Annotated in this window: 12 protein-coding genes and 1 riboswitch; of the genes, 3 read left to right on the forward strand and 9 right to left on the reverse strand. The window is 48.1% G+C overall.

The annotated features are described in order from the left end of the window. Positions 1–45: 45 nt before the first annotated feature. Positions 46–1,389 carry a metalloprotease PmbA gene (gene pmbA, locus ACUALS_RS12510; RefSeq protein ID WP_454448463.1) on the reverse strand — a complete coding sequence of 448 codons (1,344 nt, stop codon included), beginning with the start codon at positions 1,387–1,389 and terminating at the stop codon, positions 46–48. A 108-nt stretch (positions 1,390–1,497) separates the two neighbouring features. Between pmbA and yjgA the strand changes: the two genes are divergently transcribed. Beyond that, positions 1,498–2,025 (forward strand): ribosome biogenesis factor YjgA, encoded by a 528-nt coding sequence (yjgA, locus tag ACUALS_RS12515; protein ID WP_454448464.1) that lies wholly within the window; start codon positions 1,498–1,500, stop codon positions 2,023–2,025. A 55-nt stretch (positions 2,026–2,080) separates the two neighbouring features. Here yjgA and thiQ read toward each other — a convergent pair whose 3' ends face one another. From thiQ to mpl, 5 genes are all read right to left on the reverse strand, one after another. Next, positions 2,081–2,785: a thiamine ABC transporter ATP-binding protein gene (thiQ, locus tag ACUALS_RS12520; protein ID WP_038191680.1), complete on the reverse strand. Its 705-nt coding sequence runs from the start codon at positions 2,783–2,785 to the stop codon at positions 2,081–2,083. Next, the gene (gene thiP / locus ACUALS_RS12525; protein WP_454448465.1) at positions 2,769–4,373 is read right to left on the reverse strand and encodes a thiamine/thiamine pyrophosphate ABC transporter permease ThiP; all 1,605 of its coding nucleotides are present in this window, start codon (positions 4,371–4,373) and stop codon (positions 2,769–2,771) included. The genes thiQ and thiP overlap by 17 nt, the downstream gene beginning before the upstream one ends. A 9-nt stretch (positions 4,374–4,382) precedes the next feature. Continuing rightward, positions 4,383–5,390, reverse strand: coding sequence for a thiamine ABC transporter substrate binding subunit (gene thiB / locus ACUALS_RS12530; RefSeq protein WP_454448466.1), 1,008 nt, complete (start codon positions 5,388–5,390; stop codon positions 4,383–4,385). Positions 5,391–5,447: 57 nt separating this feature from the next. After that, a riboswitch (TPP riboswitch) is annotated at positions 5,448–5,579 on the reverse strand. 52 nt (positions 5,580–5,631) lie between these two features. After that, positions 5,632–6,255 (reverse strand): flavin prenyltransferase UbiX, encoded by a 624-nt coding sequence (locus tag ACUALS_RS12535; RefSeq protein WP_005472692.1) that lies wholly within the window; start codon positions 6,253–6,255, stop codon positions 5,632–5,634. A gap of 18 nt (positions 6,256–6,273) precedes the next feature. After that, on the reverse strand, positions 6,274–7,635 hold the full coding sequence (gene mpl, locus ACUALS_RS12540) for a UDP-N-acetylmuramate:L-alanyl-gamma-D-glutamyl-meso-diaminopimelate ligase (RefSeq protein WP_454448467.1): 1,362 nt from the start codon (positions 7,633–7,635) through the stop codon (positions 6,274–6,276). A 312-nt stretch (positions 7,636–7,947) separates the two neighbouring features. Here mpl and fbp point away from each other — a divergent pair, with 312 nt between their 5' ends. Both fbp and ppa read left to right on the forward strand, forming a co-directional pair. Beyond that, positions 7,948–8,967, forward strand: coding sequence for a class 1 fructose-bisphosphatase (gene fbp, locus ACUALS_RS12545; protein ID WP_005472641.1), 1,020 nt, complete (start codon positions 7,948–7,950; stop codon positions 8,965–8,967). A 164-nt stretch (positions 8,968–9,131) separates the two neighbouring features. Next, on the forward strand, positions 9,132–9,659 hold the full coding sequence (ppa, locus tag ACUALS_RS12550) for an inorganic diphosphatase (RefSeq protein WP_454448468.1): 528 nt from the start codon (positions 9,132–9,134) through the stop codon (positions 9,657–9,659). 70 nt (positions 9,660–9,729) lie between these two features. Here the strand turns inward: ppa and ACUALS_RS12555 are convergent, their stop codons facing one another. Genes ACUALS_RS12555 through tamA form a run of 3 tightly spaced genes read right to left on the reverse strand, consistent with a single transcriptional unit; the run spans position 9,730 to position 15,567 of the window. Further along, on the reverse strand, positions 9,730–10,077 hold the full coding sequence (locus ACUALS_RS12555; protein WP_454448469.1) for a gamma-glutamylcyclotransferase family protein: 348 nt from the start codon (positions 10,075–10,077) through the stop codon (positions 9,730–9,732). Between the two features lie 31 nt (positions 10,078–10,108). Further along, a complete protein-coding gene (tamB, locus tag ACUALS_RS12560) occupies positions 10,109–13,858 on the reverse strand; it encodes an autotransporter assembly complex protein TamB (RefSeq protein WP_454448470.1) in 3,750 nt (1,249 codons plus the stop codon). After that, complete coding sequence (tamA, locus tag ACUALS_RS12565; protein ID WP_454448471.1) at positions 13,855–15,567, reverse strand: autotransporter assembly complex protein TamA; 1,713 nt, start codon at positions 15,565–15,567, stop codon at positions 13,855–13,857. Before tamA ends, tamB begins: the two co-directional genes overlap by 4 nt. Between the last annotated feature and the right edge of the window lie 44 nt (positions 15,568–15,611).

Below are 15,611 nucleotides of genomic sequence, written 5' to 3' on the forward strand. Positions count from 1 at the left end.
GCACTATGCCAACCTTTTTTATTCAAGCCAAAATATAGGGGATTACTACTCGCCTGCCACCTTCATAGACTCAAGCAATATAGAACCCGTTTGAATTTGTGAACGCGTTTCCACATCATTACCGACAGCGACAATGTTCTGGAACATCTGTTTAAGATTGCCAGCAATGGTAATTTCTGACACAGGGAACTGGATCTGACCATTCTCCACCCAGAAGCCTGCCGCACCACGAGAATAATCGCCTGTCACGATATTGACACCTTGGCCCATGGTCTCTGTAACCAATAAGCCTGTGCCTAGCTCTTTCAGCATTTGTTCGAAATTCTGCCCCGTTGATTGCACATACCAGTTATGAATACCACCAGCATGGCCTGTTGGCGTCATATCCATTTTACGTGCGGCGTAGCTCGTTAGCAGATACGTCGCTAGCACGCCATCGGTAATGATCTCTCTGTCTCGGGTGAAGACGCCTTCACTATCAAAGGGACTAGAGGCAAGACCACGCAGTACATGAGGCTTTTCTGCGATGTTAAACCAATCAGGCAGAACCTTTTCACCCAGTTGATCGAGCAAGAATGAGGATTTGCGGTATAAGTTGCCACCGCTGATCGCCATCACCAAATGACCAATCAAACCGGTTGCCACATCTGCAGCAAACATGATCGGGTATTGACCCGTTTTGAGCTTTTGCGCATCCAAACGACTGATGGTTTTTTCTGCCGCTTTTAGCCCTACCGCTTCAGGAGACCAAAGATCGTCTTTATGACGTGACAAAGTGTAGTCGTAGTCTCGCTCCATCTCACCATTAGCGCCCTGACCAATCACACAACAACTTGTACTGTGACGGCTCGAAGCATAACTCGCCAGTAAACCATGGCTATTACCATATACCTTCAGCCCATAATGGCTATCGTAACTCGCACCATCGCTTTGTTTAATTTTGTCGCTGTACTCAAGCGCCGCTTTCTCAGCGGCAATGGCGACCTGAGCAGCATAATCTGGATCAGGCGTGTCTGGGTGGAATAGATCCAAATCTGGGATCTCTTTGACCATCAACTCTTTAGGCGCAGGACCAGCATAAGGGTCTTCAGAGGTATACTGAGCAATATCGAGCGCAGCCAATACGGTTTGTTGAATCGCTTTTTCACTTAAGTCAGAGGTTGATGCACTGCCCTTACGTTGACCACGGTAAACCGTAATGCCCAACGCACCATCACTGTTGAATTCCACATTTTCCACTTCACACATGCGAGTAGAGACACTTAGGCCAGTGGTTTTCGTGATCGCGACTTCTGCACCATCAGACTTCTCTGCCGCCATCTCTAACGCTTTAGCGACTGCGGCTTCTAACTCAACGCGCTGTTGAGCAACTTGCTCTCTTACGTCCATATCAACTTAGTTCTAAAGATTTGTTCTCTCTAGGATAACAAGAATTTCGCTTTCTCCCCACGATTCTTGTTAAAATAGAGAAATAGATGGTCAAATTAAGGCAGAGAAATGGCACGTAAAAACCAAAAAGCGCCATGGGAAGAGGAAGAAGAAATCATCTGGGTAAGTAAGACCGAGATGAAACGCGACATGGAAGAACTGCAGCAGTTAGGTGAAGAGCTCGTGAGCCTAAAACCTTCTGTGCTGGAAAAGTTTCCGCTTAGCGAAGATCTCGCAGAAGCAATCAAAGATGCGCAACGATTCAAAAACGAAGCGCGTCGCCGCCAACTGCAATACATTGGTAAATTGATGCGCTTTGAAGATCCTGAGCCACTGCAAGCCGCATTAGACAGGGTTCGCAATAAGCACTCACAAGCAACAGCGCACCTGCATAAGCTAGAGCAGTTGCGTGACCGCATTGTTGAAGAGGGTGATGCAGCCATTGGCGATGCAATGGAACTCTATCCAAACGCAGATCGCCAGCGCCTGCGTCAACTTGCTCGCCAAGCGGCAAAAGAGAAAAAAGCAGGTAAGCCTGCGAAATCTTACCGCGAAATCTTCCAAGTTCTAAAAGCGCTGAGCGACGAAGACGTTTAGCACCAAATACAAAAAGGATTGATGCACGCACATCAATCCTTTTTCTTTAAGCCCTCTATTCGCCTGCTCTGACGAACTCACTCAATGCTTGGTTACTGTGGTTGGAAACGAGCTGTTCAACGCCTGCTGCCACTTCCACTCGCCCGTTGGCAACAAAGATAAAATCGGAGCCAATGGCTTTAGCGTCACTGATGTGGTGCGTCACCATCAGCACGGTGATATTTCTCTCTTTGGCTAACTTTGCCACCAGCGATAACATTTCTTCACGTAAGATAGGATCGAGCGCGGAAAACGGTTCATCGAGCAGCCAAACTGGATGAGACTGCACAAAGCAGCGCGCCAAGGCGACTCGTTGACGCTGCCCGCCAGATAACTGCTCTGGCAATCGGTCAAGATAGTCAGCCACGCCCACTTGCTGCGCCGCCAACTCCACTTTCCGTTGCTGCTCATCACTGAGCTTTAGCCCAGGGTGCAAACCAAGCCCAATATTTTGTCTGACGGTCAGGTGAGCAAATAGGTTGTGTTCCTGAAATAACATCGCAAAAGGTCGCCGGTGCGGTTCTAAACCAACAATGTCACGCCCTTCCACGCTAATCGAACCACTGACAGGCTCGATGAATCCCGCCACTAATGCCAGCAACGTCGACTTGCCCGCCCCACTTGGTCCCATCAAGGCGGTGATCGAACCTTGTTCAACGGATACATCAAAATGAAACAACTCGTTGTGGTAGTAATAATCCACTTTAGTCAGAGATAACATGATTGACCTTTTTGTTCGCTTTAAACAACGTTTCGATGAGCGTGAAACAGCCAACACTGAGAAGAAGCAATGTCAGGGAAACGACCGCCGCCGCATCCATCTGATAGCTTCCCAGCAACTGGAACAGATAGAGTGGTAGAGTGCGAAATTCTTGACTACCAAACAAGGCAATCGCGCTCAGATCGCCAATCGCAAACATGAAGCTAATAGCAAATGCGTGCGCCATCGGTTTTTTAAGCGCCCGCCACTCAACCACTTTAAACCGTTGCCACCCTTTCATCCCAAGGCTTGCACACACATACTGATACTGTTGCTCGACCTGTAGCATCGGCTGAGAGAGCGTTTTAATCACATAGGGAAGCCCCATCAGCGCGTTCACCGCCACGACCACCACGAAAGCCAGACTGAATACATCCGTAAATGAGCGCAGCAACAAAAACAACCCAGTCGAAACAACCAAGCCGGGGGTGACCAAAATAATGGTGCCGATCAGTTCAATATGATCCGCTTGCCGCGCTCGAGCATTAAGCCGGAGTCGACGACTGGTGATCAAGATGGTAATACCCGCCAACAAAGCGATCATACTCGCAAGGGTCGCCACTTTCAGCGATGCCCAAAGTGCATGCCAAAAACGCGGATCTGTAAAGACTTGGACCGCATGGCTATTGATACCGCTGACAATGACCATTGCCAAAGGAGGCAGAACCAATATGGCGGCGAGCCCAATCCAACTGTAATCCCACACTTTATTGCGCCAATGATTACCGGCTAAATAGGGGTTGTTCGTAGTACTCACGGAGCTTACTGATATCGGTTTACCCAAACGCTGAATGATCAGCGCCATGATGCCACAAAGCGTCATCTGCCATATCGCCAATAGCGCACCGGCTTGCAAATCGAAATCAAATTTGATCGCTTGATAGATGGCGAGTTCAATGGTCGTCGATTTTGGTCCGCCACCAAGCGCCATTACGGTCGCAAAACTGGTAAAGCAGAGCATAAACACTAAACCACAAACATGAGCAAGCTGCTGCTTTATGCGTGGCCACTCAACCCAAACGAACTTTTGCCACGCCCCCATACCAAGATGCGCACAGAGTTTGTGCTGCTCTTCTGGGATGGACTCTAAAGATTGCAGCAAAAGCCGACTCGCATAGGGCAAATTAAAAAACAGGTGCGCCAGCAAAATACCGTTCAAACCATAAATCGAAAAAGGCAGTTTGCTATCAAAGTAGGCAAAACCATCGGCCAACAAACCACTATTGCCATAAATGGCAAGCAAGCCAAACACTCCGACTAAGACAGGCAATACCAACGTGGTTGCGAACAGCTTCAGCAACAAGTTTTTACCCGGAAATTGACGACGAGAAAGCGCGTGAGCTACTGGTATAGCGAGCCCAACACTTAACAGCGTCGAAAGAAAAGATTGGTAAAAACTGAACTTGGTAACGTGGCGGTAGTACGGGTCTTGCCACACCTGAGCGAGATTCAAAGAGGGCGCTTCAATCAGTAAAGCGGCTAAGGCAGAAATAATAAAGGTCGCGATGAACATCGCGACCCATAAGCCTATTTTGGGAATGCTTCGCAAAAAATACCCTTAGAACGTCAGCCCACTTTGCCATTCACGGATCCAAGTCTTACGGTTTTCCGCAACTTTATCCGCACTGAAGCTCAATGCCTTGTTTGGCACAGTCAAGGTTTCAAATCCTTGAGGTAACTCTACGCTTGTTACTGGGTACATCCAGTTACCCGTTGGCATCACAGATTGGAACTCATCACTGAGAATGAATGCCATAAATTGATCTGCAAGAGCCTGATTATTCGAGCCTTTCACCTTTGCTGCCACTTCAACTTGCGTGTAGTGACCTTCCGCAAAATCGGCCGCAGCAAACTTCGCGTCCCCTTCCGCAATCAAGTGATACGCAGGTGAGGTGGTGTAAGAGAGAACCAAATCAGACTCCCCTTCTAAAAACATGGAGTACGCTTCTGACCATCCCTTAGTCACAGTGACGGTCTTCTTCGCAAGGTTTTGCCATGCTTGAGTCACTTCATCACCATACACCGACTTCATCCACAACATCAGACCTTGACCCGGTGTTGAGGTACGCGGGTCTTGATAAATCACCTTTAAGTCATCACGAGAATCCACCAACTCTTTGAGGCTTTTTGGTGGATTCGCGAGTTTTTCTTTGTTGTAGACAAACGCAAAGTAGCCGTAATCGTAAGGGACAAAAGTGTTATCGCTCCAACCATTTGGCAGTGTCACTGAAGTCGTATCGACACTGTGCTCAGCGAGTAAGCCTGTCTTTTTTGCTTCCGCCATCAAGTTGTTGTCTAAACCAAGAACGATGTCAGCTTTGCTGTTCTCTCCTTCTAGACGTAGGCGGTTAAGGATAGAGACACCGTCGTCTAGCGCGACAAAGTTCACGTCACAACCGCATTGAGCTTCAAAAGCTTTTTCGACTTTAGGACCAGGGCCCCAATCGGCTGCGAAAGAGTCATAAGTGTAAACTGTCAGCGCTTTTTCTGCGGCGGTAACGGAAAATGAAGATAGTGTGGCCAACGCAACTGCGCTGAATGAAATGGTGCTCAGAGTGGTTTTCACTGCTCGCTCTCTCCTTGTTGAGCGGCACAGGTTTGAGGGACAATTGGATTGAAAATCAGCATGTCCTAACTCAATTCCTACGCCAGCATTATCTGGTTCAGGTCTACGGGTCCCACACACTTACCGCGAAATGGTAAGGGTTCGATCTCAGCTTCATTGACTCAATGAATAGCTCCCCGATGAGTATCGGCTTGATTGTAATAGTTATGAGACTCAATAGCTAGAGTCGTTCCTCTAACCATCAATCTCGGTGATCATATCCCCAGCGAGGAACCAAACCTTGTTCCACACCCAGATGATCCAAAATACGAGCGACCATGAAATCGATCAAATCCTCAATCGACTTGGGCTGATGATAAAAACCGGGCGCAGCTGGCATGATCGTAACGCCCATTTGGGACAATTTGTGCATATTCTCAAGGTGTAACGTCGAGAACGGGGTTTCACGAACAACCAACAATAGTTGACCGCGCTCCTTCATCACCACATCGGCTGCGCGTTCAATCAGGTTGTCTGACATGCCGTGAGCGATCGCTGCCACGCTGCCTGCAGAGCAAGGGCAAACCACCATCTGCTTCGGTGCCGCAGAGCCCGACGCAACCGGAGAGAACCAATCGTCCTTACCACAGACTATCAGTTTATCAGCGTCACACTTTAGATGTTCGACCAACGCTTGCTTGGCCGACTCAGGGTTTGCAGACAACTTTAAGCCGTGCTCTGTGGCTAACACAACGCGGGCAGCTGAGGAGATCAAAAGAAAAACTTGGTAGTCGGCAGCGATCAAACATTCTAGTAGGCGCAGCCCATAAGGCGCGCCAGATGCCCCTGTGAAGGCTAATGTGATCGCTTTCTGTTTATTGTTCATTGAATGCATACTTCTTTGCTAATTTGCCTTGTTTGCCAATTGGTCGAGTAATTTACCGTGAATGCCTTCAAAGCCACCGTTACTCATCACCAGAATCTGATCGCCGGGCTGAGCCTCAGCAACAATCATCTCGACAAGCGCATCGACATCCTTAGATGTCCAAGCGGGTTGAGTGCATTGCTGAGCCACATCCTCCACAGACCAATCAATGGAGTCAGGCTGATAGAGGAATACAGAATCAGCGGCTCGCAACGATGCAGCCAGTGTCTCTTTATGGACACCGCGCTTCATGGTTGCACTGCGTGGCTCAAGTACGGCAAGAATTCGACGTTGACCTACCTTGTTACGTAAGCCACCCAAAGTGAGTTCAATCGCCGTTGGATGATGGGCAAAGTCATCGTAAACCGTCACGCCTGCGATTTCTCCCTTACACTCCAGACGTCGCTTAGTATTAATGAACTTTCCGAGCGCGTCACAGGCAAGATCTGGCGTTACACCGACGTGCCTTGCTGCTGCGATAGCCATAAGAGCGTTGTCGACATTATGATCGCCCACCAAATCCCAGCGCACTTCCCCAACTTGGTTGCCTTGGAAAAAAACCTTGAAGTGAGAACCATCATTCACCACTTTTTCTGCTTGCCAGTCACCCTGCTCGCCACTGAATTCCGTTTCGCTCCAGCAGCCACGCTCGAGCACATCGGCTAAAGCCTTATCTTGTTTCGGAGCAAAGATACGGCCATTGCCCGGCACCGTACGCACTAAATGGTGGAATTGGCGCTGAATCGCTTCAAGATCATCAAAAATATCTGCGTGATCGAACTCTAGATTATTCATCACTAACGTGCGCGGGTGGTAGTGGACAAACTTAGAACGCTTATCGAAAAAAGCACTGTCATATTCATCTGCCTCCACAACAAAAAACATACTTTCGCCCAATCGAGCAGAAACGCCAAAATTGCCGAGTACACCACCGACTAAGAATCCAGGCTGGTAACCGCAGGCTTCCAAGATCCAAGCTAGCATACTTGATGTAGTGGTTTTACCGTGCGTACCTGAGACCGCTAGAACCCAGCGATCGTGCAGCAAAAACTCTTGTAACCATTGCGGTCCAGAGGTGTAACGCAGATTAGTGTTAAGTACGTGCTCGACACATGGGTTGCCGCGACTCATCGCATTACCTATCACCACAAGGTCTGGCGCAGGCTCAAGCTGGGAAGGGTCAAATCCTTCTATAATTTCAATACCTTGAGATTCAAGCAACGTGCTCATCGGCGGGTAAACGTTGGCATCGCTCCCCGTCACTTTATGACCAAGTTGACGAGCTAATACTGCAGCACCACCCATAAATGTGCCGCAAATCCCCAAGATATGAATATGCATAAACTGACCCTGTTTCAGGCAAATAATAGTGGACTCATTATGGCGATAAAGCCTTAAAAAGCGAACAACTTTGATCACTGTATGACACAAGCCTTACTCAACCGCACACTCCGTGTACAGCTTGATTCCAGCCAAACGAGTCATGAAAACACAGCAAAGAGTCGACAAATAAATTGAGATCTCAAGCAGTTAGTTCATTACCAATAAAAAGATCCTGCTCTTACACTTAGCTCAGGCATTTCGAAACGATCCAAATAGAGATCATCCATGCCACATCCCCCACTATTTAGAAGCGACTTTTAAGGAATAACCATGTCTGGAATGCGCACCCTTGGCGAGTTCATTGTTGAAAAGCAAGCGGACTTCCCCCACGCTAGCGGTGATCTATCATCCCTACTTTCTTCAATTCGCCTTGCTGCAAAAATTGTAAACCGTGAAATCAACGCCGCAGGCCTTGGTGACATTACAGGTGCAGTCGGGACAGAAAATGTCCAAGGTGAAGATCAGCAAAAGCTCGATGTCTACGCCAACGAGAAGTTTAAAGCAGCGCTAGAAGCTCGCGACCAAGTTTGTGGTGTTGCGAGTGAAGAAGAAGACGAAGCAGTAGCATTTAATAAAGAACTCAACAAAAACGCAAAATATGTTGTGCTGATGGACCCACTTGATGGTTCGTCAAACATCGACGTGAACGTTTCAGTGGGTACGATTTTCTCTATCTACCGTCGTGTTTCACCGATTGGTACTCCGCCAACCGAAGAAGATTTCCTGCAACCTGGTCACAAACAGGTTGCGGCTGGTTACGTGATCTATGGCTCGTCGACCATGTTGGTATACACCACTGGTAACGGAGTTAACGGTTTCACTTATGACCCATCACTTGGCACATTCTGCTTGTCACATGAAAACATGATGATCCCAGAAGACGGCACTATTTACTCCATTAACGAAGGAAACTACATTCGCTTCCCAATGGGTGTGAAAAAGTACATCAAGTACTGCCAAGAAAATGCGCCAAGCGAGAAGCGCCCTTACACTTCGCGCTACATCGGCTCCTTAGTCGCGGACTTCCACCGCAATCTACTCAAGGGTGGTATTTACCTCTACCCAAGCACGCAAAGTCACCCAAGCGGCAAACTGCGCTTACTATACGAATGCAATCCAATGGCTTACATCATCGAGCAAGCTGGTGGCGTGGCGTCAGATGGCGTGAATCGCATTATGGACATCAAACCTACCGAACTACATCAGCGTGTACCGTTTTTCGTGGGCTCAAAGAACATGGTGAAAAAGGTTGAGGAGTTCCTCGAGCTCAATCGAGACGACGATCAATAACCTTCTACAAAGGCGCTCATCGAGCGCCTTTTCTTTATTCATACATGAATAATCTGATTTTCTTGAGCAAAGTCTCGCCGCAAATATTTACAAAAAACCGAGTTTAGCAGTAAGGTATTTTGGTTAAATTTCAGCCCATACTTAGACAAAAAGGAACTTTAGCAATGAGCTTAAACGACGTACCAACAGGCAAATCTCTACCCGATGACATCTATGTTGTGATTGAAATTCCCGCCAATGCTGATCCGATAAAATACGAAGTCGACAAGGATTCTGGCGCGGTATTTGTCGACCGATTTATGTCTGCCCCGATGTTCTACCCATGTAACTACGGTTACGTAAACCACACGCTATCACTCGATGGTGATCCGGTAGACGTACTCGTACCAACACCGCACCCGCTGATGCCAGGTTCAGTGATTCGCTGTCGTCCAGTTGGCGTTTTGAAAATGACTGATGAATCAGGAGAAGACGCCAAAGTCGTCGCCGTGCCACACTCTAAACTGTCAAAAGAGTACGACCACATTCAAGATGTGGGCGATATTCCTGAGTTACTTAAAGCGCAAATCACGCACTTCTTTGAGCGTTATAAAGAGCTTGAATCAGGCAAGTGGGTGAAAGTCGATGGTTGGGAAGACGTCGCTGCCGCTCGCCAAGAAATTTTAGAATCTTACGAAAGAGCGCAAAAATAGCGCCCTCAAAACACAAAAAAGTCCGCACAAAGCGGACTTTTTCTTTTTGCGTCAACACTCTCAGACACATCTAGATGCGTTGGCACCAGTCCCCTGAAGCCAACAAGCTATCCAACTGACTGGTATCTTGATAGAGGTAGATCCAAGCGCGACCAAATGGCGTGTCTATTTGCTCACGGCGGTACTCAACCGGCACATCTTCAAGCACATCAATTTTAGCCAAGGTGTCGTCATCAATAAGGTATACCTCACCAACGATTGAGCTGTGCCCTGCCGTGACCGCTGGGTAAGCCCCCAAGTCATACAATGCATACTCTGACAAAGTTTCATGTTGACCAAGAAACTCCGCGGTATCTAAGAAGCTTTGATTGCTTTGACCTTTGCGCAAGGTACCGTAAACAAATAATAAATGTTGCATTGTCTGTCCCTAACTTAGCTATCTTTCAAATCTAGTCGAACTCAAACTGATAAAGCAAGTCGACCGCGCTACTGACCCCTGTTACAGCCTCAACATAGAGATCTTTCATCAGTCGATAACGTACCGTAAATTCGCCAACAGAATCAAAGATGCCAACACCATATTTGACCTGTAACCCAGGTAATACATACCCGCTGACCGTCACTTGAGAGTCCTCACCCGAGCCTGCTGTATCAAGTTGAAGATCCTGTACACCAAACGCTTCACCAATCTCACCAACGACACGACCACTCTGTGCAAGGCTCAAACCAATTAACGTGGTTGTCATAGCGTTGCCACCCGATTCGCCATCAATGTCCTGCCCTCGCAGTAAATAAGATAACGCATTAGCTTGTGGCATCGCGGGATCAGAGAAAATCGTCACGACCGGTTCAGTCGCAGGCCCCGTCACTTTGACCCCGGCGGTAACATCATCTCGGGTATTGTCCGGATTGCGAATCGCCTTGATTTGAACATAAGGTTGATCGACGGGTCCATTCATCAAGATCTTACCTTGCTCGATTATCAAGTCTTGACCAAACGAACGGTACGAACCCTCAACGATGTTGACTTCGCCGGTGATAAACGGCCCCTTATCTCGCTGCGCGACATTAAGTTTGCCTATCAAGCCACCCTCAAGACCAAACGCCGATAACTTAAAGTCATCGCCAATGGAAATGTTGATGTCCGTTTCCACCGCAAACGGAATACTCGAGTTGATATTTTCCGGTTGTAAATCATTGTTAAGAATAACTTGATCCTTAGACACACCTATCGCACTTGGTGGCAGCTCTTCAACTACGATGCGCCCCCAAGGCAGCGCAATGTCACCTTCAATCTTGGCGTATTTGGGAGACGCAGAAATCGTCATATCTGGCACCACCTTGATCGCGACCATAGGCGGTACATCAACTTTCAATTCGGTCGCAAAAACACGTAAATGACTACGCCAATCTTGCAGATCGAGCCAATCAGCATCACCCGTTAATTGCAATGTGCCATCTGGCGTATTCAGCGCCGACGTTAAAGTCGCTTGATATCCGTTAAAGTTGACTTTCAACTCTCCCGAATCAATCTGAACTGGAGAGATTTCGCCTTGGAGGAGAATATCGTCTACGAGGAATTGCCCTTCGACCTTGGGTTGCAATAGCGGCCCAGTGAATGCGAGATCGGTACTGATGCTCGATTTCAACTGGCTGTATTGACCAAGCAACGGCGAAAGAAAATCCAAATCAAAGGTCGTTAAGGTCAACTTGCCATCGAGTTGCTTGTCATCCACAGCGACATTAGGAATCATCGCTTGGCCGGAAATATCACCGTTGTCGGTAATATCAACCAGCCAATCAGCTTGCAAGCGATCTTGTTTGAGCGTGGCATTGAGCTTGATTGTTTCCCAACCGATCGTCAGTGGCACTTCAAGATCTTGCGTTACGCCCCCCTTAGGAAGCTCGACCGACGCGTTAACCTCTGGTGATTGTCCTTCACGCCACTTCGCCCAAGCCTGAGCGTTAACTTGACCTTCTAATGAGGTCCCCTCTGGGATAAAGCCCTCAAGCTGCGTGAAATCAAACTGTTTCAGGCTTAGGCTTGCTTCACCATCTTTACCTACGTCAATGTTGTCGTTTAAGCAAAGTGATGAATCCGCTTGCAACCAACAATGCGCAGCCACCGCGACACGTTGAGTCGCCATATCAAAGCCTATCTCCGTCGACTTTTCCAATGCCCACTCACCTTGCTCGCTAGATAACTGCATACGCTCCAGCGCACCATTCCACGCGATATCCGGCTTGTCCGTTAACGTGCCAGCAAGGGCAAAACTGGTTGATGCAATATTTGAAATAACGTCTAACGTAAAACGGTGAGATTGCTGCGAACCATTAAAACGCAGCTCAACATCATCAATCACATAGTCTTGATAACTGGCACTCTTCACAACCAAACTCAGATCGCCACTCGGAGCTGGCAATGGTGTGACCTCACCTTTCAGGGTGATGTGCTGCACCTGCGCTTGCTGTTGCCAATCGACAGAATCAATATCTAACGCCAATGAAACATCGGGCTCTTTAAGCGGTCCGCGCAATCTTACATCGCCAATCGCTTTGCCCTTTAAGTCAGGGACCGACTTGGCCAGCTCCGGGAGATCGAGTGATAAATCCATGCGCCAAGTATCATTGAGCGTACCTTTTGCATGAATATTATTGGGGCCATGAGAGAGCACGAGTCCCGGCGTATCGATATTAAACTCGCCTTTACCTTTCATATCGGAGGCGTTCAATGTGCCTTCAATATTCAGTGGGTAGTCACGCAATACGCCATCAATATCTAGCTGGCTCACTGCCACTTGCCACCCACCCGCTTCGGTAAGAGAGCCGGTTGTTGACACTAAACCGCTAATATCACCTTCCGCTTCTTGCCACTGCAAACCAGGCTGGATATGAGTGAGAGAGAGGTTTGCCGCCCAGTTGATTGGCTGCTGCCAATTGGCCATGACATCCCCAGAGATGGAGCCCCCAAGCGTTTTAAGTAGAATGGAACGCAAGGTTATCTGCTCTAAGTTACCGGAGCCTTCAACGCTTAGATCAAGATCGGGCAGATCTTTACCTTGGATAACGGTCGCCAACTTAACATCATAGCCTTTTAATGAGCCTTGAGTTTCTAACGTTTTAAGATCGACAAAGTAGTCACTTTGCCCATGTAATGGCCACTGCACCTTACCTTTCTCGATGGCAACATCGAACGGCAGATCCGGCTCCAATGGCTGCAGTGTGGCTTGAATATCTGCGCTCGCCAAACCAGACAGTGACGCATCTAAGCTAAGATCAGCGACGCTTCCCTTTGCAGACAATGACAAGTGTTGACCTTTTGCCGTCTCTTCTTTCACCGTCGCTTGCAAATTCAAGTTAAGCGGATATCCCTGATTCAACGTAATTTTACTGTCGAGGGTAGCCTCGACTTCAGGCATGTCGAGCTCTAGCGTTGATATCGCCACTTGAGATGCCGATGCCTTAGCCTCCAATCCCAAATGATGGACAATAACGGGCGTTTCCTGCTTGAGTTCAAAGTCATGGATATCAATACGCACAATATCCATCTGCAATGGCAGAACGACTGCAGGCAGTTCAATGGTTGCGGGCTCTGCGGGCGTTGGCGGCGGTGTGACTGGCTGATCCTCTGACTCGGCCAGTTCTACATTAATGCCACTTAATAGGGTTTTGTTTAAACGTAGCTTATTGCCTTGAAAAAACAGGCCAGTCGAGAAACGTTGCCAGTCAATTTTGTTACCAAGGACATCGAGCGTTATATCATTCAATGCAATTCGAGAAACACGAATTGGCACCGGGGTTGAGATGTTCCCATTTGCGGTCGATTCCGGCTTTGGCTCGGTTGATGGCGCACTGTCAGGCATGGAAAAGGTCAAGCCATCAATGGCTATCTCATCAATGCAGACGCTCGGCTCTGTAAAACAGGTCGGGTTAATCGCGAGCGTAACCGAACGTATCTGGGTATCCACACCCAAATCGGGATCATTAAATGCAACTTGCTTTAACGTAAAATGTGGGAAAAGAGCTCCCTGATAAGAGGCGACTTTAAGCTGAGGAACAAATTTCTCTGCCGCCCATAACGCTGCACCTAGACCGGGTTGCGTAAAGAGCAAAAAACTCACGGCTAAGATTAGCGTCAATGCGAACCCAAGCAGAGAAAACGATAGCCATTTCGACCACTTTAATACGACTTTGGTCATAGTTCAGGCCCCAAGGTAAAATGCACTTTGAATCGTTTATCTGGATCTTCATCAAGACCCCAAGCAAAATCTAATCGAATCGGTCCCACTGGTGATGCCCAGCGAACACCAAAACCTGTCCCTCGTTTGAATTCAGGTGACTCATTGAACGCATCACCGTAGTCATAAAACAGAGCGCCCCACCAGTCACCATAGACACGATATTGATACTCTAATGACGTGGTGACCATGTATTTCGCACCGGTCAGAGCATTACTTTCATCTCGGGGAGAGATAGATTCAAAGCCGTAGCCACGCAAGTTGTTGTCACCACCCGCGAAGAAGCGAAGTGACGGTGACAGTTTCTCGAACTCTTCCGCCACGTTTGCCCCGCCATCAATTCTGAACAAGCCACGATGGTTCTTTCCTGCGCTGCGTATCCATGTCATGCCACCTTGAAAACGTGCCACTCTGGTTTCAGAAAAGACACTTGGATCGCCATATTCAAGAGTAAAACTTTGTCTGTCTCCCCACATCGGCATCGACCCACCTCGAATTCGGCTACGTGAGAAGGAAATACCAGGCAACACAAATTGAGCGGTATCATCTTGCAAACCTTGCTCGTAGTTTTCGATCAAGTAGCGAACAAATACCGTTCTATGCCAGCCATTATCAAGAATCCAGTGGCGCTCCACAGCCAAGTTGGATTCCAGACTTTTTGTGTCTCGATTATCGAGGTTCTTCATTCCATATTGAATCCGGTAGTAGTCTTTCAAGACGTCATCGAGCGGAATGCGATAGCCTGCGGTAATGGTTTGCTCTGGCTTAGAAAGAGAGATACTGCTGTCGAAGCTGTGGCCACGATCGTTCACCCAAGGTTTTTTCCACTTTAGCGATCCTCGCACGCCCACATCGGTGGAGTACCCCAAACCCGTCTCGAGTTTGTTGCGTGCTTGCGGCGCGAGAGAGATCTTCATTGGCAGCTCTCTTCCTTCACCGAGCTTAGACAGATCAGGCTCAACGAACACAGACGAAAACCAGTCGGTGTTAGACAGGTTCTGGTTATATTCTCCGACTTGCGACACTAAGTATTCATCCCCTTCTTCGTAAGGCGAAAGGGATTGCACACGCTCGAGCTCAATTTGACTGCCGGTAATCGTACTCGACCCGAAGTGGTAACGAATCCCGCTGTCAAAATGGAGACGCACAAACGCCTTGCGTACTCCGGGAGCGACCTCAAGGCGACTTAAGGTGTAGTCACCTTCAAAATAGCCTTTCTGCAACGCCAAATTGCGTATTTTAGACTTCAACCCATCATACAAACTGTGGTTTAGTCGCTCCCCTTTTTTCAGACCGCTGTTTTTGATCAGCGCAATGAAATCGGGATCATCCTTTGCCTCGCCAGTGATTTGGATATCGACTTCCGTCAAACGTATCGAATGCCCGCGATCGACAATAACGATCAGCTCATCGCCCTCAGGAGAGACTTCAAAAGTAAAGGTAGGATGGTAATAACCAACGGCGCTGAGCGCTTCGATAATGTTTCGCTTTACTCGTGCTTGGAAGCGCAAACTTGTGTCGTAATCTTTTTCAGGGATCGAAGATAAGTAAGCATCTACATTGTCTTTCACCGATCCCTTCAACCCCTCAATCGTAAGATCCACATCATTTGCCAATGCGGTAGGAGAGAGAAGAAGCGCAATCAAAACTGGTAAAGGTTTACGTAACATGCTTAATTATCTTTCTATATCAGGTTAGGGAATAATACCGCCTG

Source organism: Vibrio sp. NH-7 (assembly GCF_053643215.1).

What these genes read in the sequence shown, in the direction of transcription:
- pmbA (WP_454448463.1), bottom strand. Translation starts at nt 1,389, where the DNA reads ATGGACGTAAGAGAGCAAGTTGCTCAACAGCGCGTTGAGTTAGAAGCC.
- yjgA (WP_454448464.1), top strand. Translation starts at nt 1,498, where the DNA reads ATGGCACGTAAAAACCAAAAAGCGCCATGGGAAGAGGAAGAAGAAATC.
- thiQ (WP_038191680.1), bottom strand. Translation starts at nt 2,785, where the DNA reads ATGTTATCTCTGACTAAAGTGGATTATTACTACCACAACGAGTTGTTT.
- ACUALS_RS12535 (WP_005472692.1), bottom strand. Translation starts at nt 6,255, where the DNA reads ATGAACAATAAACAGAAAGCGATCACATTAGCCTTCACAGGGGCATCT.
- mpl (WP_454448467.1), bottom strand. Translation starts at nt 7,635, where the DNA reads ATGCATATTCATATCTTGGGGATTTGCGGCACATTTATGGGTGGTGCT.
- fbp (WP_005472641.1), top strand. Translation starts at nt 7,948, where the DNA reads ATGTCTGGAATGCGCACCCTTGGCGAGTTCATTGTTGAAAAGCAAGCG.
- ppa (WP_454448468.1), top strand. Translation starts at nt 9,132, where the DNA reads ATGAGCTTAAACGACGTACCAACAGGCAAATCTCTACCCGATGACATC.
- ACUALS_RS12555 (WP_454448469.1), bottom strand. Translation starts at nt 10,077, where the DNA reads ATGCAACATTTATTATTTGTTTACGGTACCTTGCGCAAAGGTCAAAGC.
- tamB (WP_454448470.1), bottom strand. Translation starts at nt 13,858, where the DNA reads ATGACCAAAGTCGTATTAAAGTGGTCGAAATGGCTATCGTTTTCTCTG.
- tamA (WP_454448471.1), bottom strand. Translation starts at nt 15,567, where the DNA reads ATGTTACGTAAACCTTTACCAGTTTTGATTGCGCTTCTTCTCTCTCCT.